The sequence below is a fragment of the Bradyrhizobium sp. SBR1B genome (genome assembly GCF_014198205.1).
In the GTDB taxonomy this organism is placed as follows: Bacteria; Pseudomonadota; Alphaproteobacteria; order Rhizobiales; family Xanthobacteraceae; genus Bradyrhizobium.
In genome coordinates this window covers 218,928-239,114 of the sequence record NZ_JACIHC010000008.1, presented here as the reverse complement: position 1 = coordinate 239,114, position 20,187 = coordinate 218,928, and the positions used below count along the sequence as shown (strand labels likewise).

Annotated in this window: 12 protein-coding genes; 7 read left to right on the top strand and 5 right to left on the bottom strand. The window is 55.6% G+C overall.

Annotated elements, in window-relative coordinates:
- Positions 1-76 precede the first annotated feature (76 nt).
- Complete coding sequence (locus tag GGD61_RS22140) at positions 77-1,423, bottom strand: family 16 glycosylhydrolase (RefSeq protein WP_183231139.1); 1,347 nt, start codon at positions 1,421-1,423, stop codon at positions 77-79.
- Positions 1,424-1,468: 45 nt separating this feature from the next.
- Here GGD61_RS22140 and GGD61_RS22135 point away from each other — a divergent pair, with 45 nt between their 5' ends.
- The 3 genes from GGD61_RS22135 (at position 1,469) to GGD61_RS22125 (ending at position 5,139) form a co-directional block, all read left to right on the top strand.
- Positions 1,469-2,527, top strand: coding sequence for a glycosyltransferase (locus GGD61_RS22135; RefSeq protein ID WP_183231138.1), 1,059 nt, complete (start codon positions 1,469-1,471; stop codon positions 2,525-2,527).
- A gap of 553 nt (positions 2,528-3,080) precedes the next feature.
- A complete protein-coding gene (locus tag GGD61_RS41660; protein ID WP_409362467.1) occupies positions 3,081-3,779 on the top strand; it encodes a glycosyltransferase in 699 nt (232 codons plus the stop codon).
- A gap of 121 nt (positions 3,780-3,900) precedes the next feature.
- Complete coding sequence (locus GGD61_RS22125) at positions 3,901-5,139, top strand: hypothetical protein (protein ID WP_183231136.1); 1,239 nt, start codon at positions 3,901-3,903, stop codon at positions 5,137-5,139.
- Positions 5,140-5,156: 17 nt separating this feature from the next.
- Here GGD61_RS22125 and GGD61_RS22120 read toward each other — a convergent pair whose 3' ends face one another.
- The 3 genes from GGD61_RS22120 to GGD61_RS22110 form a co-directional block, all read right to left on the bottom strand.
- A complete protein-coding gene (locus GGD61_RS22120; protein WP_183231135.1) occupies positions 5,157-6,236 on the bottom strand; it encodes a glycosyltransferase family A protein in 1,080 nt (359 codons plus the stop codon).
- A gap of 12 nt (positions 6,237-6,248) precedes the next feature.
- Positions 6,249-7,721 (bottom strand): oligosaccharide flippase family protein, encoded by a 1,473-nt coding sequence (locus GGD61_RS22115; protein WP_183231134.1) that lies wholly within the window; start codon positions 7,719-7,721, stop codon positions 6,249-6,251.
- A 123-nt stretch (positions 7,722-7,844) separates the two neighbouring features.
- Positions 7,845-9,209, bottom strand: coding sequence for an undecaprenyl-phosphate glucose phosphotransferase (locus GGD61_RS22110; protein WP_183231168.1), 1,365 nt, complete (start codon positions 9,207-9,209; stop codon positions 7,845-7,847).
- A gap of 460 nt (positions 9,210-9,669) precedes the next feature.
- On the opposite strand from GGD61_RS22110, the gene GGD61_RS22105 reads away from it, so the two are divergent.
- The 3 genes from GGD61_RS22105 to GGD61_RS22095 all read left to right on the top strand — a co-directional run bounded on the left by GGD61_RS22105 (position 9,670) and on the right by GGD61_RS22095 (position 13,699).
- Positions 9,670-10,599 carry an ABC transporter substrate-binding protein gene (locus tag GGD61_RS22105; RefSeq protein WP_246785975.1) on the top strand — a complete coding sequence of 310 codons (930 nt, stop codon included), beginning with the start codon at positions 9,670-9,672 and terminating at the stop codon, positions 10,597-10,599.
- Positions 10,600-11,362: 763 nt separating this feature from the next.
- Entirely contained in the window at positions 11,363-12,337 is a 975-nt protein-coding gene (locus GGD61_RS22100) for a GDP-L-fucose synthase (protein WP_183231132.1), read from the top strand.
- Positions 12,338-12,394: 57 nt separating this feature from the next.
- Entirely contained in the window at positions 12,395-13,699 is a 1,305-nt protein-coding gene (locus GGD61_RS22095; protein WP_183231131.1) for a WcaI family glycosyltransferase, read from the top strand.
- A gap of 83 nt (positions 13,700-13,782) precedes the next feature.
- Here GGD61_RS22095 and gmd read toward each other — a convergent pair whose 3' ends face one another.
- A complete protein-coding gene (gene gmd, locus GGD61_RS22090; RefSeq protein ID WP_183231130.1) occupies positions 13,783-14,874 on the bottom strand; it encodes a GDP-mannose 4,6-dehydratase in 1,092 nt (363 codons plus the stop codon).
- Positions 14,875-15,395: 521 nt separating this feature from the next.
- On the opposite strand from gmd, the gene GGD61_RS22085 reads away from it, so the two are divergent.
- A complete protein-coding gene (locus GGD61_RS22085) occupies positions 15,396-19,604 on the top strand; it encodes a cadherin-like domain-containing protein (RefSeq protein WP_183231129.1) in 4,209 nt (1,402 codons plus the stop codon).
- The last annotated feature ends 583 nt before the right edge of the window (positions 19,605-20,187 follow it).

Genomic DNA, 20,187 nt, shown 5'->3' with positions numbered 1-20,187 from the left:
CAGGTCCGACGTGATCCTAGGGACGATGACAGGCGTAAAGCTGTTTAAGTATTCAATGAGGCAACGATAGCGCTTGTTATCGCCGCCGCAGGCTTAGTAGGCGACAGGTCTTGAACTTGAGCGGTTGCTTAATCCCGGTGTCACAGGCCAGCGGAACGTGCCAACCTTGCGTTTCCTTTCCGCTCGACGATATTTCCGCCAACAGTGCGAAATCCCCCCGTTGAGGAAGTGCCGGAAGTGACAAGCGAATTGTGTTGGTACCATCCGCGCCACGCTGTCCAAGATGCCTCGCTTGTTTCGCATACAATGTACTACGAGCATTGGTGGTCTCATCAAGCAGAAAGATGTTGATCGTCTCATCTCGCCATGTATCGTCCGGCAGTCTAATGGGGACTTCGAGCTCGGTGGGGCCCTCGTCAGACAAGAGAGTAGCCCCCAACGAATAGCGTGCAAGAGTGGCTCGAGGAGGCAAAAACGTTGGCTTTGGCATATCGCTATGCTCAGTTTCGTACGAAAACTGAACTGGATCAGGAGTGGCTTCGCTTCCACCACAAAGTCGGGAGCCTTCGTTTGAGGGAGTGAATTGGCAAACGTGAACGTAGTCTATTTTGAACGCCTGGGGGAACGCGGACTCGTCGATCCCGTGCCGGCCGGCCCATCCGGCACCACCTATTGCAAAATTCAAGATTACCTGGGCTGGCGGACCTAGTACGCCGTCAGGACGTAGCCAACGGTAGGGGCGAGAATAAATCAGTCGTCCGTCCCAAAAGAACGAAATCCTCTCGGGGGCCCAAACCAAGCCCGCGGTGTGCCATCCTGCGTTCAGAGGAGCGTCCACACGCATCTGATTGCGGCGGGCATCGAAGGAGGAGTCAACGTACGTGTACACGCTCGCTGGAGCCTTATCTTGAGCTCCTGAGTGCAACATCGTATCTTTGTCGTCGTGCTCGTTTATGACGTATTCAAAGATATCGATTTCCGGTGGGTGCCAGGTTCGTCCGTCCCGATCATAGTCGCCTAGCAGCCAAAAGGCTGGCCAGATCCCCTTTCCTTTGGGCAGGAAAACGCGGGCTTCGAAATATCCATAGTAAAAGGTTTGATATGTCCGGATCATACCAGAATCGAAGCGGCTCGAACTTCCCTTCTTGGCGATCAAGCTCAGAACGCCATCCGAGAGAAGGTGACTATCTCGATAGCGCTGAACCTCGTCCTTGAAGTGATCCAACGTTTCATTTTCGTAAATATAACGAGTGGCCCATTTGTCCCTGTCCAGGGTGTCGGTGCTGAACTCATCCGCAAATACCAGCTTCCAGCCGCCTGCGGTAGCCGACCCCGTCGCGAGCGAGATGAGAATTAAGATTGACGTCAGAATTCTGACCGCGGTTTTGAATGAAGCAATAGAACGGTAGCTCTCAGAGGCCATTTCCTGATTTTCCTTCCAGCGCTGTCAGCGAGACCAGGGATTCGAATGACTCTTCGACCAACAATCAGCGTTATCATAACGAACTATAATTACGAGGAATACGTCGGGCACGCCATCGAAAGCGTGCTGTCACAGACCCGTCTGCCGGACGAGATCATCGTGATCGATGACGGGTCCACCGATTCATCCCGTGACATCATTCGCTCCTACGGAGAGCGCGTTCAGTCGGTGTTTCAATCCAACCAAGGTATAAGGAGCGTCACAAATAGCGGTTATGCCAGCTCCACCGGCCAAATTGTTATGTACCTGGACGCCGACGATACGTTTTATCCAATGGCCGTGGAGCGCGTGGAAAAGGCCTTACGTTCTGGCGTTGTAAAGGTTCAATTCGACCTGGATGTTGTCGATGAGCGCGGTCGTCGCCTCGGTAGGCGTATGCCAGACTTTTCCCGCAGGGCCATAACAGAGGTAGAGCTGGCTCGCGAGTTCAACGAAACGGGTACGTATCGTTGGCCAGTGACTTCGGGAAACGCATACTCCCGCGATTTTCTGAAACAAGTGATGCCGGTCAGCCCGCCGGTCTCCTTGGATGGGGTTCTCAACACCATCGCTCCGCTCTACGGAAGGATTGTCACTATCTCAGATCCGCAAGGGCAGTACCGCGTGCATCAACGTAATAACAGTCGAAAGAATAGCAGCGGCAAGGTTGCTTTCATTCCGGATTTTGCATCTAGAATCAGGTATCGCAAGCAGGAGTTCGACATTTTGCGGGAGCATGCAGATCGTCTTGGACATCAACTGCCGACCGGGGACTTGCTCGACAACGAATTGGTGTTTCTGAACTATCGGATCATGGCGCGTAAGTTATCGCGCGAGGATGAGAGCGATCGAAACAGATCTCTCTTCGATCTGTGGGCCAAGGGCATAATCGCGATAGGTCGTGGTCACTTTCGACCGAGCGTCGCCCTCAAACACGCGACCTGGATATGCAGTATAACGCTACTGCCTGCTTGGTTGGTGCGGAGATTAATCGAAGCACGGTTCTCGAGGACGCAATGGTGGTCGAATGTTCGGAGCCGTCTCGGGGGGGCATTTCGTAGTTGAGTGAACTTGTCTGCTTCAGGAGCAATCACAGCGTGCTTCGCTGCGGGAGTAGGCGGCCGGGCGGGGTCACATTCGTGAGGGGCTGTTCTTGAAGCAAATTCTCTGGATTTCTGGACGTGTCCCATCGCCACTCTACAGTGGCGACGCGCTCTATTCGGCCGGGCTACTTGAGGCTCTTGTCACTTCCCGACAAGTGGCTGTTCATGTCTTCGGCACCCAACGAGATGGTCACAGAAGCGACGATAAGCTGTTTGGCCTGCCCGGGGTAACGTGCAGTATGGTCCGACCTACACCCGGGTTGGGTCTCGGAAGCCTCATCTCTTCACTGCCCAGAGACGCATACCAGCTTGCCTCTGCGCAAGTTCGGAAAGATCTAGGCAATCTCTTGGGCAGGACTTGGGACTGGATCGTCATCGATCACGCAAATTCGGCCGGCGTTCTAGATATGTTGGAGGATTGCCGTGTACCGATCTGCTATATAGCGCACAACGCGGAGGGCTTGGTTCGCCCGCTGATCGCGCAAGAGTTCGAGGGCCTCGCTCGACGAGTCGTCATGAGACTGGATGCTGAGAAGTATCGGCGGCTAGAGCGGAAGATTGTAGAGCTTGCCGATGCAGTGATTTGTATTACGAGCGACGATGCTTCGTACTTTGGTCGGTTCTCCGGCAATATCCATGTCATTCCCCCCGTCCATCTCGGTCCGGTGAACCCTCGCCGCACTATTGTTGAGACCTGTCCGCGAGCTCTGGTGCTGCTGGGATCTTTCGAATGGGCTGCAAAGCAGCGAAACTTGCAACAGATACTGGACGGGCTTGTCCCAACTCTCCGGCGGAATACAATCAGCCTTCAAGTTGTTGGTGCGGTGCCGGAAGCCATTCGAGCGAGACATGAGGGGGATCCTTCTGTGACTTTCCATGGCCGCATGCCCGATGTGCGGCCGCTCCTTGACAAGTGTAGGGGCGGGTTGGTCGCCGAGGTTTTGGGAGGAGGTTTCAAATTGAAGATTCTCGACTATGCCTTTGCCGGCTTGCCAATCTTTGGCTTACGACCCGCTCTGACGGGCATGGCGCCAGAGGAGCGCTCAGCGATGTTTGAGGCCGAGAATCTCAGTGAGATTGGCGACCTCATAGTGCGCAACATCGATGATCTGGAAGCTCTCAACGCTAGTCAAATTGAACTTCAAAGCTTGGCGGCGCAACGGTTTGGGTTGGCCGCGGGAACAGAGCGGATGAGCCGCGTCTTTTTGAGGTAATGGAGTTGAGACAGCTGGCAGGTTTTCAGTACACTAAGCCACTGCTTGTCGAACTTGGCGCCGTGCAATGATAGCAAGAGTTCAGGCCTCTTCGACACCTTGGGAGAGCCAATATCAATCCGTGCAAGGTCGAGCCGGGACGGAACTGACCCGGCTCGCGAAGTTCGCAATCTGGTGCTCCGTTGCTTCGCTGCTATTCCTCTCACAGATTGCCATCAATATTGGCGACTTTCCCGCCTCGACCGATCTATTTTGCTATCTGGCGTTAAGTGTCTATCTTCTGGGTTCTGGCTTTGCGGCGCTGGAAGTTTCGATTGCTGTACTTTGGCTGGCTATCGCGACGGTCGGCTCAAGTCGTATAGTCTATTCAGCGGAGCCGACCTCGTGGAGTTCGCTCTTTTTGCTCCTTTGCCTCTATGCTCCGTTTTCTGTCAGACTCGCTCACCGCGAGAAAATGGAGCGTGTCAGCAAATACGTTCAATCCACATTCATTCTTCTAGTAGCGGTCATAGCCGCAATAGCCGTTCTTCAGCTGCTGGCAGTGAATATATTCAAGGCCTCGGGCTTGACCAATATTGCTTTCATCTTGCCCGACGAAATCCGTGGAGCTGGCACTTACTCATTTTTCAGAGAGAGCGGCGGCATCGTCAAGGCCAATGGCTTCTTCCTAAGAGAATCGGCGACGCTTTCGATTCTGACCGCAATTGGCTTCTTGCTTGAATATCATTCCAGGCGAAGGTTGTTTCTGATCGTTCTCCTGCTCGGGGGTCTGCTATCGTCGATCTCCGGCTCGGGTATCCTGATTGTCATAGTGGCCTTTCTCGTGCCGACCTCTCTCAGAAAAGCGCCGCTTTTCGTAGCCGCACTCGTGGTTCTTTTTGCGTTGCTCGCGTACGGGTCCGAGATTCCTGGATTGAGCTTGTGGCTTGATCGTTTATCAGAACTCGACAGCCGGGGCTCAAGCGGCTATGCGCGATTTGTGGCTCCGCTTCAGATGCTGGAGCGGAGCGTTGAGAAGGGCGGCGCTGCGATCTGGCTTGGAAACGGGAGCGGAAGTTATCTTCGTACGGTTGCCGCTCTTCAACTGAAGTATGAAATCAACGATCCAACTTGGGCAAAGCTGATCTACGAGTATGGTGTGGCCGGCTTTTGCGTCGTCGTAGCGCTCTTTGCCTGCCGGCTGTATTCAAGTCGGCTTCGCCCCGAGATTTGCAACGCTGTTCTATATGCTTGGATCAGTGCTGGAAATATCTTGAAACCTGACTTCGTGCTGTTGGTTTGGATGTTGAGCCTAGTGCATAAGGACCGACGGTCGTTGGTTCCCGCGAATTCGCGCGATCAACCCAGACAGAGGTGCTGAATTCAGCCTCTGATTGCTCAGGCCGACTGAACCGTTCGCTGCACAAATCGGGGACGAGACATGGGGGCGAATCGCCAAGAAACGAGAACGTTGGCAATCCTTTTCGGCGCCAAGGCAACACATACGAGCCAAAGTGACATTGCCACATGTCTCGACGGGGTGAGCCCCTGCAGACTGCAGGTAGCAACTACACCATCTCTCAGGCATCTCAAGATTGTATCGTTTTGAATCGGATGGTTTTCACGGGCGAGCCGCAGAGACGCGATGCGCATTGCAAGATTATAGAATCCGTAACGCCATCGGTCGGGGGCGACTTTGATGCCAAAGTTGCGCGCGAGCTCGGCACCGTAACCAGTGCGCGTGATGTGTTTTCGCAAATCGCGTGTTATGCGGGCGACATCCAGAGTCAGTTGAGCTCCATCGTTTTTGCCGTGCATTCGGTATGAAATCAACGGTTTGCGGACCGTTATTACATCGCCCAGTAAGGGGGCTGTTGCCAAAAAATAGCTATCGATGAATCTATCCATATCTTGTTGCAACGGCATAATCTTATCGAGGAACTGTCTTGAAAGCAGGTTTCCCGATGCGGGGGGGGTCGGATAGCTGGCCGTGGTGGCCAACGACCTCCTGATCTTCTCAGGTGTGGTGTGCTTATTGTACTTTGGGAAGACGCTTCCGAGAAACCGGCCGGTCTCGTCCATCAGTTTCATTTGAAACTGGATCATCGACCAGCCGGGTCTCATCACAGCCTGAGCTTCGCAAATCAGGGATGGATGGACCGTATCGTCCGCATCGAGAAAAAGAATCCACTTGCCTTGGCTATTGCGATAGCCTTCTTCAGCAGCGCTCGCTTGGCCTCGATTAGCTCGGAAAATCATTTTGATGCCGCGAGATGCAAATGATTCAATGACGGTTCGAGACCGATCCGTTGAGCCGTCATCGACGACGATCACTTCCACGCGAGGCCAATCGAGGTTGAGAGCACTCGAAATGGCTTCTCCGACAAATTTCTCATAGTTGTAGTTACAGATTATCACGGAAGCCAGTTCCGAGGGATCTGGTGCCACCTGAAGGTGAGCGCTGCTGAGAGTTGCCATGGCGCGAGGCCCTTATGAATCCGTTGTAGGCGGGCGATATCTATGTGTACGCCAAAGCCCAACTGCGAGCATCAGAGAATCCTTGGCGTGGAGCGACAGTCCTGCGTAAGCCAAGAAACCGACAACCGAGAGAAGCAGAATATTCAAGCCGGCCTGTGTATCTGGCAAGAAGTGTCGCGTGAGGCTGATTGCGACAGCCATCAGACACGACGCGATCGCGGGGGGGATAACGATCCGAAGATGTTCGTGCGGAGAGAGGCCGCACTTGCGATAAACAAGCATGGTCAACATTGCGAGCGCCAAGCATTCACAGCTTGACCAGACTGATAGTGCATAGTTCGTATCGGCCAGGCGTGTAACGGCAATAGCTACGGCCATAAACGCAAGGGCTATGAGGTTCGCAGAGCGGATACCTTTGATCTCGCCGATGGCGCTCAACAGCGATGTCATGAATAGGCGAGGAGCTTGAACAAAAACCAGCAGACTTAACCAGAGCGCCGGCTCAGCCGCGGGCAGCCATTTATTTCCAAAGATTACGCTGATCAGTTCACGTGCTTCGCAGCCGATCCCTACGAAGAGCGGATATATGAGACTGCACCCTATCCCGAGAACGATTTTGTATGAATTAAGAAGTCGCTCCCGCTCGTCTTGCAATCGAGCCATCAAAGGGAGCATTACTTGTGAAATGGCAGTTGCAGAGATTGCCCAGACCGTATCGACAAGTCGAAAAGCGATGTTAAGGAAACCGACTGTTTCGACCCCGAGAAATACTCCCGCAAAGAAGATGAAAGCGCGTTTGGTAGCAAAGTTGGTTGCGAGTGACGTGACTGCTCCAACGCTGTAGTTGAGCACATCGGCCAGAGGTCGCAGTTCTCTTGTCATACGAGGGCGCCACGCGGACAACACAACCAAGGTGGCACAGCCCAAGATCGTCATCGAAAGCGATTGGATAACCAAAGACCAGATACCAAATCCTTGCAGGGCTGCCAGTATTCCGATTGCTGCTCCAGCAGTTCGGCCAATCAGCGTACGAATTGCGAGAAGTCGAAAGCCGAACTCTTTCCTCAGACGTGCGTTCAAGATGCTCGTTGGAGCTTCGATTAGTAGTGCAACTCCGAGCACGCGGCCGATGTCGCCAATTCTCGAATCACCCACAAGGGTCGCCAGAAGCGGGAATATGGTCAGCAAGATGACAAAGACTACAATGCTGACGAGAAGCGATACTGTGAATGCCGCGTTGAAGTGTGCGTCGCTTGCCTTGGGCTCTCGCACCAGGGCGTCATGGAACAGCATGTTGGTGAAGATGCCAGCGACCTCGATTACCGACACTGCTACTGCGTAAGAGCCGAAGTCATTGGGTTCGAGAAGTTTGGCAAAGATGATAAGGGCCACAAAGGAAACTGCAGTCAAGCTGCCGTTTTCCACTATGCTCCACCAGATAGAACCAATTGCGGTGCGTGCGAGCGACAAAGCTGGAGCACTCAAGTGTCTATCAGGCTAGGATGGGCACCGGTCAGTGCTAGCGCTGCCGCCCTCAAATCTAGCATCCATCGCATAGCAAATCCAGCGTGTAAGGTTTTCACTCAGTGAACGGGATTCCGTGAACCTTTAGTAGGCACTCGGCTTGAACAGAGTGAGGATGGCTGTCCGTGCCAGAATCCAAACATCCAACCTTAAGCTCCAATTGTTGACGTACCACAAATCGTGCTCCACGCGCTTCTCCATCAGCTCGATGGCGCGGGTTTCTCCACGGTAACCATTAACTTGCGCCCAGCCGGTGATACCGGGCTTCACATGATGGCGGAAGGCGTAATTGCCGATGATCTGCTCATATTTGGTGTTGTGAGCGGTAGCGTGGGGACGGGGACCGACCAGCGACATGTCGCCATTCAGTACGTTGAACAGCTGTGGCAACTCATCGATCGACGTCTTTCGCAGCCACCTCCCGATGCGGGTTACGCGCGGATCGTCCTTCTCCGCCTGGCGAACGGTCGGGCCGTCCTCCAGGACGCGCATGGTGCGGAATTTGATGATCTTGAAGGCGCGTCCGTTGAAGCCATTGCGAGTCTGGCGAAAGAACACCGGGCCTCTCGATGTCAGTTTGATGAGGAGGGCGGTCATCAGCATCACGGGGGTGAAGACGATCAGGGCAAGGCCGGCACCCAGGAGGTCTAGCGTGCGCTTAACCGTTCGTTCCTTCCAGGATAGCGGTGCGCGGCGCAGTTCGGCCGTCCAGGTGTTGCCGGTACTTTGCAGCGGATGGCGTAAGAAGCGCGCAGCATGTGCGTCTGGCACCAGATGCACGGGAACGGGCAGGATTTTTAGTGCGTCTAGAATGCTGTCGATCGCGTGCTGACGGTTCCAGCTCATCAGCAGGAAGACGTGCTCGATCCGGTTCTCCCGCGCATAACCGACCAGTTCGTCGAGCCGGGACGCGATCGCCGAAAGCAGAAGGGGCGATGCAAGCTCGTTGGAGCGAATCTCCATGATGCGCCTCAGACGATAGCCATGCTGGGCGAGGTCCTGGATTGCGTTGGACGAGGCCGGTAGGCCGAACTCAGCAATCATCACGGCGGGACTGTTGGCGAAAGCGCCGCTGCGCAAGCCACGTGCGATCGCCCGCGCGGCGACGGTTTTCCAAGCCAAGAGCATGGCAAGGCCCAGCAAATAGAACGAGATCGTGGTCGCGCGGGAAAATTCCTCGCTCACCTTCATAGTGAAGGCGATGGCGAGCAGAGCGCCGAACAAGCCCGTCCAAGTGGACACCGTCAGGCGGAAGCTACGCAACAAATTGGTGATTGTCTTGATGCGGTAGCCGTGCTGGACGGTGGTAAGGAGGACGAAATTGAGCGCGACCAAGAGGCTCCCGGCGGCATATTGATTGATCTTGGCAACCTCAGCGTGCACGTGAAGGTGGTAAACTACTGCGCAGCCGATCCCGGCGATTATCACCAGGGCTGCGTCGGTCAGCATCACCAGCCGTTCGACAACCGAAGGACGAAGCCAGCTATACCCTGAACCAAAGGGCGAAGGAGGGGCTTGTTCTGGATTGCGAGTGTCCGCCGACGAATCACGCGAGGACGTCCGTTCAGTCCATAAAATCGTCATCGTATCCACAACTCAATCAAAAATAACTTAGCTATCCGAACGTGCCGAGCTATCAGGCGAAACTGTAATTAAAACAAGAAGAAGGGAAAAGTAACCTTACCCCCCTAGGGAGAATTGTAGCTTACAATGTATCTTTGAGGATATGTCAATTTTCTAGTTCGTTAGGATGCTCGAGGTGCTTCGAAGCCAATCCGGACGCCGGCGCAGAGGGCAACTTCGTCGGTTTGTATCGATCGGCCTTGCCGCAGTAGCTCTGCTCGGCTTGGCGGCCCTTGCGCTTCGTTCGGATCGGGCGCCGCCGCAGCAGCCATCAAGCTATGCGGCCATGGCAAATCTCTATATTGACGGACGATATGACGCGCGATTCGCCGGCGAGTTGGCAGCTGCGAAGCAGGGCTTTTTCGCGACCCCGATCACGCTTCGCCCCAACCCGGACGACCCCAGCTTTGTCGAGGCCGTCGCACGGGACCATGCTATTGGCGTGACGAGCGGCCAAAAATTCCTGTTGGCGGCCTGGCGCGGCGTCCCTGTGACAGCTTTCGCCGCAAGTTTCCTCGATACTTCGCTTGCGATATTCACCTTGGAAAGCTCCGGCCTGCGCCGACCCCAGGATTTGGTTGGCAGGCAAGTTGGCTACCGCAAGGGCAGTGAGGGCGAGGTGGTCTTCGACGCCATGATTGCCCAACTCGGACTGCCCCGCAGCCAGATCACGAAGGTGCCCGATCGCTACAGCTTCGAATTTCTCTACACTCGCGAGGTCGATGCCATAATCGCTCCGATCGACGAACAGCCCGATCCATCCGCCGTCGGTTATGTACGACTCAACGTTATCAAGCCGCAGGACTACGGCATTCACGTTCCAGGGCTGGTCTATTTCTCCAGCAATGAGCTCATACGTCACCAGCCGTCCGTCGTTGCCGACGTGCTCCAGGGCATCATCCGGGGCTGGCAGTTCGTGTATGCCGACTATGCACGTAGCGAGGCTGTTCTTTCCGGCTTTGACCCTTCAAGATTGAAATCCGGGCGTCTGATATTCGAGCTTCAGCAGCAGCGCAGCTTGGTCTTGCCTACCGGCAGCCGTATCGCAGATTACGACGAGAGCCGCTGGCGGACGCTTCGCGATATCCTCTTGTTCGCCAAACTCGGCGAGGAGGGTGTGCCGCTGGCTCAAACGGTCAACTACCAGTTCCTTCGGGATCTGTACCGCCGTTCACCGGATCTGGCTGCCCCGGGAGCCTGGAGCGCGGAAAAATAGGACCGAGAAGCCACACTTATGCCATATCGACACAAAGGCCCTTTAGCCGCCGCGGCATCGGTTGCTTTTCTGCCGGCGTCCTTGGTAAACTTGGACTTATCGTGAGATTAGCGCGGGGGGCGGTTTCCGGACTGTGCCGTCGGTACGCCAGGGTCTGACGATGCAAGTCGGGCTTCAAGCAGGGGCCAGGAGCTTTTTGGAATGTTCAAGACGTTGATGCGAGCAGGTTTTCTGGCTGCGATCGTTTCCCTCGGCGCCGCGAGGGGAGCAAATGCGGCAATGCAAATGTCAGCACCGGCGGCCCTGCTCACGGGCGAGAGCCAGGTCACTCCCATTACGTTCTGGGCTCAGCCGTACCCATATCGGTATGTGCCGTGGCGTCGTTGCCCCCTCGTGCGGGTCGAGACACCTTATGGCTGGTATATGGACCGCGTTTGCGCGTCTGTCGGTCCTGTCCTGCGTCGGGCGTACTGAGGTTGAGCTATTCGAGCGGCCCCGCCGTTCTTCGAAGGATCTCTTCAAAGGCAGCCGCATACCTAGCATGCGGCTGCCTTTCTTATTTTGTTTGCTGAGTGCTGCTTTCTTGTGCATCCAGCATGAGTTCACCATGAATATCTTTGTCGGATCTGGATAGGCTGTCCCATGGTGAAGATTGTGTTACCAGACTGGCGGCGCTGCATCGGCAGCGTCATTGCGTAAGGCGGCGGTGACTGGATCTCCTCGGAGTGGTGATTCGCCAAGCCGGACGTCGATAGAGGATACGATGACAGGGGTCTCAGCCTACGATCTCGCGGGCAAGCGCGTCTTTGTCGCGGGTCACCGCGGCATGGTCGGATCAGCTGTCGTCCGAAGGCTTGCATCAGAGAATTGCACCCTGCTCGTTGCCGATCGACGTGAGTTGGACCTCACGAAAGAGGAGCCCACGCTGAGATGGCTCGAAGCCAATCGTCCCGACGTCTTGGTTCACGCCGCTGCCAAGGTCGGCGGTATCGCGGCCAACAACAATTTCCCGGTCGATTTTCTTTGCGACAATCTTGCGCTGGAATTGAACGTTATCCGCGCAAGCCATACGGTTGGCGTGCAGCGCCTGCTGTTTCTGGGCTCATCCTGTATTTATCCCAAGCACGCCAAGCAACCGATCGCCGAAAGTGAATTGTTGACGGGGCCCCTCGAGCCGACCAACGAGTGGTATGCAATTGCGAAGATCGCCGGCCTCAAGATGTGCCAGGCCTTTCGTCGGCAATATGGCGATGACTTCATCTCGGTGATGCCGACCAATCTCTACGGCCGCGGCGACAACTACCACCCGGATCATAGCCACGTCCCTGCAGCATTGATCCGGCGCTTCCATGAAGCCAAGATGGCCAATGCGCCCAGCGTCTCCGTGTGGGGTACCGGCACGCCGCTCCGAGAATTTCTCAACGTGGACGACTTTGCAGACGCCTGCGTCTTCCTTTTGAAGAACTATTCAAGCGACCTGCCAATTAACGTCGGTAGCGGCGACGAGCTATCGATCGCCGAATTCGCGATGGCTGTAGCCGAGGTCGTCGGTTACGAAGGCAGGTTGATTTTCGATACTTCCAAGCCTGATGGTGCGCCCCGCAAGCTCCTGGATAGCTCACGGATCCACGCCCTTGGATGGCGCGCCACCACTTCGCTTCGGGCGGGAATTGCTTTGGCCTTTGAAGACTTCCTTCAGGGCCATGGCCGTCACCTGGAACCCAGCCGGGCGAGTTGAGCAGCCCAAATACTTCGATTGCTAAGTTTTTTGAATCGTTTTTCATTGGATGTATCAATGCGTATTCTTCTAGTCGGTATCAATTACGCGCCCGACCTAATTGGGGTGGCGAAGTACAATACGGAGTTGTGCGAAGCCCTCGTCGACGAAGGTCACGAAGTTAGGGTGATCACCGCGCCACCCTATTATCCCGCCTGGAAGATCCCGACGAACTTTAGTGCGTCATATTTCAGGGCAACGGACGTCAACGGTGTCCGCGTCACGCGCACACCGATTTACGTCCCTGCGCAGCCATCGGGCGGGAAGCGTTTGATTCATCATGCATCCTTCGCATTGAGCAGTGTGCTGCCCGTTGCGAAAGAGGCATTTAGCTGGCGCCCTGACATCATGCTCTCGGTGGCGCCCTCATTGATGTCAGCTGCATTCGTCTCCTTCATGGCTCGCCGGATTCGCGCCAAGTCTTGGCTGCATGTGCAGGATTTCGAGGTCGACGCGGCCTTCGATCTGGGATTGCTTCAGAATGAGAATCTGCGAAGGGGGATGCTCAAGGCGGAAGCCACCATCATCCGCTCGTTTGACAGAGTTTCATCGATCTCTCCGCAGATGGTTGCTCGTCTGCATGGCAAGGGTTTGGAGATGGGACGCACAAGCGAGGTCAGGAATTGGATCGATACGGGTGCTATCTTTCCCGCATCCAGGCAGACTAGCTATCGTCGACAACTGGGCATTCCCGACACGGCGACTGTTGGGCTCTACTCAGGCACGATGTCGAACAAGCAGGGCCTAGATCTTGCAATCAGTGCGGCTGCAGCTTTGGAAGATAGTCGTGCCAATATTCATCTCATTCTCGCTGGTGAGGGACCTCACAAGGCTAAGTTGGTCGAAATGGCGGAGGGTCATTCAAGAGTGCACTTTTTGGATTTGCAGCCCAATGAGAGCTTCAATGAGTTGATGGCGACCGCTGACTTTCATCTCATTCCTCAGAAGGCTGAGGCGGCCGACCTAGTCCTGCCTTCAAAGCTCGGCGCAATCCTGGCATCCGGACGGCCGGTCATTGCAATGGCAAGTCGAGGAACTGGGCTCGCTGCGGAAGTTGATGGCGCTGGGCTGGTCATTCCTCCGGGCGACTCACGAGCGCTTGCCGCCGCAATTGTGAAGCTGAGCGACGAACGTGGGCTTTGCGAAGAGTTGGGCGCTGAGGGGCGAAGACGTTCCATCGAGCGTTGGGATCGCCGAACAATCGTCCGGCGCTGGATCGAGGAGATGGCAACCATGAAGGCTCCATTTGCTCGAGCGCCAAAGCCCACTCTTGGAGCTATGGATGTCCCAATTCCGGTGAAGGATGGCGTTCCTCTGCCTTGATGAAAACGGGCCGGCATACCAAGAATCAAAAAGGGCGGGAGCGATTTCAAGCTCCCGCCCTTCCGTTTTACATTTGCCGCCGCTCACTCATGGCGCGGATAATATCTGAAGCCGTGCTGCTTGATCAGTTCGTCGCGCTTTGCGGATTCGAGATCTTCCTTCATCATTTCTCGAACCAGACTTTCGAACGATGTCTTGGGCTCCCAGCCGAGTTTCTGCTTGGCCTTTGACGGGTCACCAAGAAGCGTGGCGACCTCGGTGGGACGGAAATAGCGAGGATCGATCGAAACAACGCACTTTCCTGTGGCGGCATCGTATCCTTTTTCTTCGGCGCCGCTTCCCTCCCAATCAATTGTCATGCCTACCTCGCTCGCGGCGACGTTGACGAAGTCCCTGACGGAGTGCTGCACGCCGGTAGCGATCACGAAATCCTCTGGCTTTTCCTGTTGCAGCATCAGCCATTGCATCTCGACATAGTCACGCGCGTGTCCCCAATCGCGCAGGGCGTCCAGATTGCCGAGATACAACCGTTCCTGCAGGCCCAAATGAATGCGCGCGAGCGCGCGAGTGATTTTGCGGGTGACAAAGGTTTCGCCGCGGACCGGAGATTCATGGTTAAAAAGGATGCCGTTGCATGCGTACATTCCGTAGGCCTCACGGTAATTGACCGTGATCCAATAGGCATAGAGCTTGGCGACAGCATACGGCGAACGTGGGTAAAAGGGAGTGGTCTCCTTTTGCGGGATCTCCTGGACCATGCCGTAAAGTTCGGACGTTGACGCTTGGTAGAACCGAGCGGTCTTTTCGAGTCCGACGATCCGCATCGCTTCGAGAATTCGGAGCGTACCAAGGGCGTCGGAGTTCGCGGTGTATTCTGGCTCCTCGAACGAAACGGCCACGTGGCTTTGCGCGGCGAGATTGTAGATCTCGTGCGGCTGAATCTGACCAACAATGCGTATGAGGCTCGAAGAGTCCGTTAGGTCCCCGTAATGCAGGACGAATGCTGGATTGGTCTCATGAGGATCTAGGTAGAGGTGATCGATGCGATCAGTATTGAATAGCGAAGTCCGGCGTTTGATGCCGTGGACTTCATACCCCTTCTCCAAAAGCAATTCAGCTAGATAGGCGCCATCTTGACCAGTCACACCGGTAATCAGTGCACGTTTTTTTGCCATAGCAATCTCTTGTTTTGATCCGTCGTTCGTACTCCAAAACGAAGCCAATGGGGAGACGTCTGTCCAAAAAATCAAGCTTAGATTAACGGCTCTTGGGACCTCTAGTTGAGCCGGAGATGTCGTCCTAACGTAACTTGAATTCATGATTATCGCCTCAGTGCGGACCTCGGGCAAGGAGGGGCAAACCAGTGGTCGTGCTCATGCTTGCCGCGTGTCGTGCCGAACGCCGCGTCAGCCCTAACCATAGCTTCAGCATTCAGGCCCACTGGTCCATGCTCAAGTGGATTTGCGGCGGATCATCCCAACGATGAATACACGCATCAACAAATCCCCTGGATCGGCCTCATTCCTTCAGCAATGCTGACCGTGGGCAATAAGTGAACTATCTATGAAGTTCGCATTTTTCAGCGAACATTAAGCCAGCGAAGACCTGGACCAGCTCTCGTTCAATTTGTCTGGATCCCGGTAAGTTGATTTTGAGGCGAAGCTTGGATCGTTGCCGCATTAACGGCGGAACGGTCATGGCAAAATCAACAACTTCGACAACCTCAACGAAGACCCAGAAGGTCGATTATGCGAGCATTGTAATCGGTACTTCCGGGAACGACGTGCTTTCTGGGGGCGCAGGTAACGATTTGCTGACGGGGGGAGCCGGAAGCGACACGTTTGTAGTCTCCAAGGGATTTGGCTCCGACACGATTAGGGATTTTACTAGTGGCGCAGGTGGAGACATACTGCGCATCGAGAATTATGGCTTTACGAGTTTCGCGGCCTTCAAGGCTGCAGCGAAGCAAGTCGGATCTGATGTCGTCATTAATCTCTCAGATAGCGAATCTCTAACTCTAAGCAACATAAAGCTGAATTCGCTGACAGCCGAGAATGTCCTCCTCGTCAATGAGGCTGTCAATCATGCGCCAGTGGCGAGCCCTATAGCCTTGGCCGCAGGTATCGAGGACACTGTCTACACGATCAGTGCGGCGACCTTGCTTGGTGGAGTCACGGACGCCGACAGCTCTTCGGTCTCGATCAACTCGGTCAGCGTGGCGAGCGGTGGTGGCAGCATCGTCAACAACGGCAATGGCACCTGGACGTACACGCCGGCAGCGGATTACCACGGACAGGTCAGCTTCAACTACACCGCGTCCGATGGATCGCTGACTGCAACATCGACTGCCAGCTTGATGCTCGCGGCAGTCAACGACGCGCCGGTGGCCAAGCCGGTAACGCTTGCTGCAGGTACGGAGGATGTCTCCTATACGATCAGTGCGGCGACCTTGCTTGCTGGAGTCACGGACGTCGACAGCTCTTCGCTCTCGATCACCTCGGTCAGCGTGGCGAGCGGTGGTGGCAGCATTGTCAACATCGGCAATGGCACCTGGACTTACACGCCGGCAGCGGATTACCACGGACAGGTCAGCTTCAACTACACGGCGTCCGATGGATCGCTGACTGCAACATCGACCGCCAGCTTGATGCTCGCGGCAGTCAACGACGCGCCGGTGGCCAAGCCGGTAACGCTTGCTGCAGGTACGGAGGATGTCTCCTATACGATCAGTGCGGCGGCCTTGCTTGCTGGAGTTACGGACGTCGACAGCTCGTCGCTCTCGATCACCTCGGTCAGTGTGGCGAGCGGTGGTGGCAGTATCGTCAACAACGGCAATGGCACCTGGACGTATACGCCGGCAGCGAATTACTACGGACAGGTGAGCTTCAACTACACGGCGTCCGACGGATCGCTGACCGCACTATCCACTGCTAGCCTGACTATTGCAGCAACAGAACCGCCGGCTCCGGTCGCGGCAGGTCGTATCGTATTCGGAAGCTCCGGCAATGACGTGTTGACCGGAAGCGGAGCCAGCGACTTATTCGTGGTTTCCAAAGGGTACGGCTCGGATGTCGTCAGTGATTTCCAAGCCGGCGCTGGCGGTGATGTGCTGCGAGTCCAGAACTACGGATTCGCAACTTTTGCGAATCTCCTGGCGGCTGCCAAGCAGGTTGGCTCTGATACGGTCATAGTGCTGTCTAGCGCCGAGACTGTAACATTGAAAAACGCGACGCTCACGTCGCTGGCTGCCGCCAATGTCCAGCTCGACAATCCTTTGTCCGCAAGCGCAACCGCGAGCTATGCGCCAGCCGCTGCTGGGACCGGCACGTTGTACGGGACTTTGGGAAACGACAAGCTGCAGGCCAGCGGCGCGGCGGTGACTCTCGTTGGAGGCGCCGCCGACGACACCTATGTCATCTACGATCGCACGACAAAGGTCGTCGAACAGGCCGGCCAAGGCGTCGATACGATCCTGGTTGGAAACTACGACGGCTATAGCCTCGTCAATGCGCCAAATGTCGAGAATCTGACGCTGACCGGGAGTGCCTGGGCGCCGGCCACCGGCAACGCGCTTAACAACATCATCACCGGTAACGCCGGCAACAACATGATCGATGGAGGGCTCGGCAACGACGTACTCCTGGGTGGCGGCGGCATAGACACATTCGTCATCAAGGCCGGAAATGGAAATGATGTCATCATCGATTTTACCGCTGGAGCGGCTGGGGACATCCTTCAGATTAGCGGCACGAATTTCAAGACGTTTGCCGATGTCAAGGCTGCAATGACGCAAGCAGGCACGGATGTATACCTTGCCCTCGGAAACGGCGAGAGGATTACCCTTGAGCACACCAATCTTCAAAGCTTCGTAGCAGCCAACGTCAACATCGTGACGCCCCAGTCGGGTCTCATCAAGACGTTTGGCGATGATTTCAATTCGCTGTCGGCCGGTCAGGATCCTAGTCTGACTTGGCGGACAAGCTACGCATGGAGCGGTTCAGCCAGCTATCTGCTGAGCGGGAGCGGGGAGCAGGGCGTTTACGTCGATAGCAGCTTCACCGGCCTGCCGGGGACGCAGGCATCGAGTTCGCTCGGCCTCAACCCGTTCTCCATCAAGAATGGCGAATTGGTCATCACTGCTCAGCCGGTTTCCTCGTCCATCAGTCCGTATGTCGGAGGAGCTCAATTCTACACCGGTATGATCTCGAGCGAAAACAGCTTCGTTCAGACTTACGGATACTTCGAGATGACGGCCACGTTACCAAGCACAACGGGGGCTTGGCCTGCCTTCTGGTTGCTGCCGATTAACGGGCAGTACAGCGCTGAACTCGACGTTCTCGAGGCATTCGGGCAGAGCCCGGATCAGGCTCATTGGCAGGTCCATTCGTCGACCGGATCGACGGCCGCCCCGGGTGCTTGGGCAAATACGGCTGATCTCACTTCGGGAATGCATACATTTGCGGTCGAATGGACACCCTATGATCTGACGTTCTTTGTCGATGGCGATGAGATTGCCAAGGCTCCCACGCCCGCAGATATGAATACGGCGATGTACATGATTGCCAATCTCGCGATGGGTGGCTGGGCTGGAGCCGCAGCCGCTGGATCCAACGCAACCCTGATCATCGATTCGATCGAGGCCTACCAACTACCCGAATACACGCTGGCCAATTACACCCTTCTGTCGAGCGGTACTCACACCGTCACGATCGCTGGAACAAGCAGTGCCGAAACCCTCACGGGAACGGTCGGCAACGATCTGATCGGAGGTAATGGCGGTGCCGACATCATGATCGGCGGCCTTGGTGACGATACCTACATCGTCACGGATGCTAACGCTCAAATCGTGGAGGTCGCCGGGGGCGGAGTGGATACAGTGCGGGCATCGACCTCGTACACCCTTTCCAACTACGTTGAGAACCTCATCTTGACCGGGGGCGCTGCTATCAATGGCACCGCGAATAGCCAAGCTAACATCATCATCGGCAATTCAGCCAATAACGTCATCACAGGAGGACAGGGCAACGATATCCTTACCGGGGGCGGGGGGAGCGACACCTTTGTCATCAAGCTCGGGGATGGCTCGGATATCATCACCGATTTCCATTCAGGAAGTGCCATTGATCATGACGTAGTCAAGCTGGATGGCTTTAGCTTCACTTCGTTTAGCGAAATCAAGGCAGAAATGGATCAGGTCGGATTCGACGTCTACCTGACGTTGACGCCCTATGAGACACTGGTCTTCCGCGGGACAACGATCTCCGATTTCGTGAGTGATAACTTTCAGCTTCCAGGAGCTCTGCCGACCAGCGGCACCGCTCTCAGTTATTGGAGTGGCACCGCTACTGATCAGTACGTCTATGGCACCGCCATGAACGACAATCTCAAGGCGGGCGGGACGGGTAACACCCTTATCGGCGGCGCCGGTGACGACACCTATGTCGTCGGTGCTGCAAATACGACGATCATCGAGAACCCGGGCGAAGGTGTCGACACGGTTCAAGTGTGGGGCGTTTCGTATACGCTCCCGTCAAATGTCGAGAATCTAACCCTGATGCAGGGGGGCTTGACAGGAACCGGAAACGATCTCGCAAATCGAATGGTAGGGTCAAGTGGCAATGACATTCTTAATGGGGCAGGAGGCGACGATTGGCTGTTTGGAGGTGAAGGAAACGACACCTTTGTCTATGGAAAGGGGAGCGGACACGATACGATCGCTGACTTCCATGTGTATACAACCTCAACAGCTGAGCATGACAAGCTGCTTTTCAAGGGTTATGACGCAAGCGCGTATCTGACCGTCGAGGGAGACGAGTGGTCCGTCCACTTTGCCGGCGGAGTCGATAAGCTTACGATCGTGGGTGTGACACATCTTGGTGCCCTGGATTATTCATTTGTTGCATAGCATTGATCGACCTCTTCATTGGGCTTAACTTGGAAGATGTCTGTAGGTTAGCGGCGGGGCGCACGCTCGACGACTAGGCGCGTTACACGTCAGGGCTTTGTCGTAACATCGTTCTTCGGTTTGGCGGCCCCTGCGTGAGCTCGCTCGAGCAGGCCGAACCGGTAGGCGCCGCCTCACTTGGTCGATTGTTGTTTCGAAATGGATCCAGTTGAATATTCGGATGGCGGATGAGTAAGACAGCCATGACAGATCACCAGCCTCTTGCTGAGCTGCCGATCGTTTTCCGCTTCAATCTCGTCGTGCACGGCCCACCACGTCTCTGAATAGGGACGAAGGGCGAGTAATACTCTCTCTCGTTCCTTGTTGTGTTCGTAGACAAGAGGAGAACTAGTCCCGCGCCTCGCCGTGGAAGACAGATTGGGATTGCGGCCCAATCCATCCCAGGCGATCGCACTGCTTGGCGCTAATGGCGCAGTTGCGCAGCCTGTGAGCAAACAGGCGGCACTAATGGCTGTCATGAGAAATCGCCGAGACATGCGGGCCCTAATGCAAGCGGCACAAGGCACCCGGTTCCGCAGGGGGA

Bases quoted from the DNA above. Each gene is read 5' to 3' on its own strand.
- GGD61_RS22140 (WP_183231139.1), bottom strand. From the start codon at position 1,423: ATGGCCTCTGAGAGCTACCGTTCTATTGCTTCATTCAAAACCGCGGTC.
- GGD61_RS22135 (WP_183231138.1), top strand. From the start codon at position 1,469: ATGACTCTTCGACCAACAATCAGCGTTATCATAACGAACTATAATTAC.
- GGD61_RS41660 (WP_409362467.1), top strand. From the start codon at position 3,081: ATGAGACTGGATGCTGAGAAGTATCGGCGGCTAGAGCGGAAGATTGTA.
- GGD61_RS22120 (WP_183231135.1), bottom strand. From the start codon at position 6,236: ATGGCAACTCTCAGCAGCGCTCACCTTCAGGTGGCACCAGATCCCTCG.
- GGD61_RS22110 (WP_183231168.1), bottom strand. From the start codon at position 9,209: ATGCTGACCGACGCAGCCCTGGTGATAATCGCCGGGATCGGCTGCGCA.
- GGD61_RS22105 (WP_246785975.1), top strand. From the start codon at position 9,670: ATGGCAAATCTCTATATTGACGGACGATATGACGCGCGATTCGCCGGC.
- GGD61_RS22100 (WP_183231132.1), top strand. From the start codon at position 11,363: ATGACAGGGGTCTCAGCCTACGATCTCGCGGGCAAGCGCGTCTTTGTC.
- GGD61_RS22095 (WP_183231131.1), top strand. From the start codon at position 12,395: ATGCGTATTCTTCTAGTCGGTATCAATTACGCGCCCGACCTAATTGGG.
- gmd (WP_183231130.1), bottom strand. From the start codon at position 14,874: ATGGCAAAAAAACGTGCACTGATTACCGGTGTGACTGGTCAAGATGGC.
- GGD61_RS22085 (WP_183231129.1), top strand. From the start codon at position 15,396: ATGGCAAAATCAACAACTTCGACAACCTCAACGAAGACCCAGAAGGTC.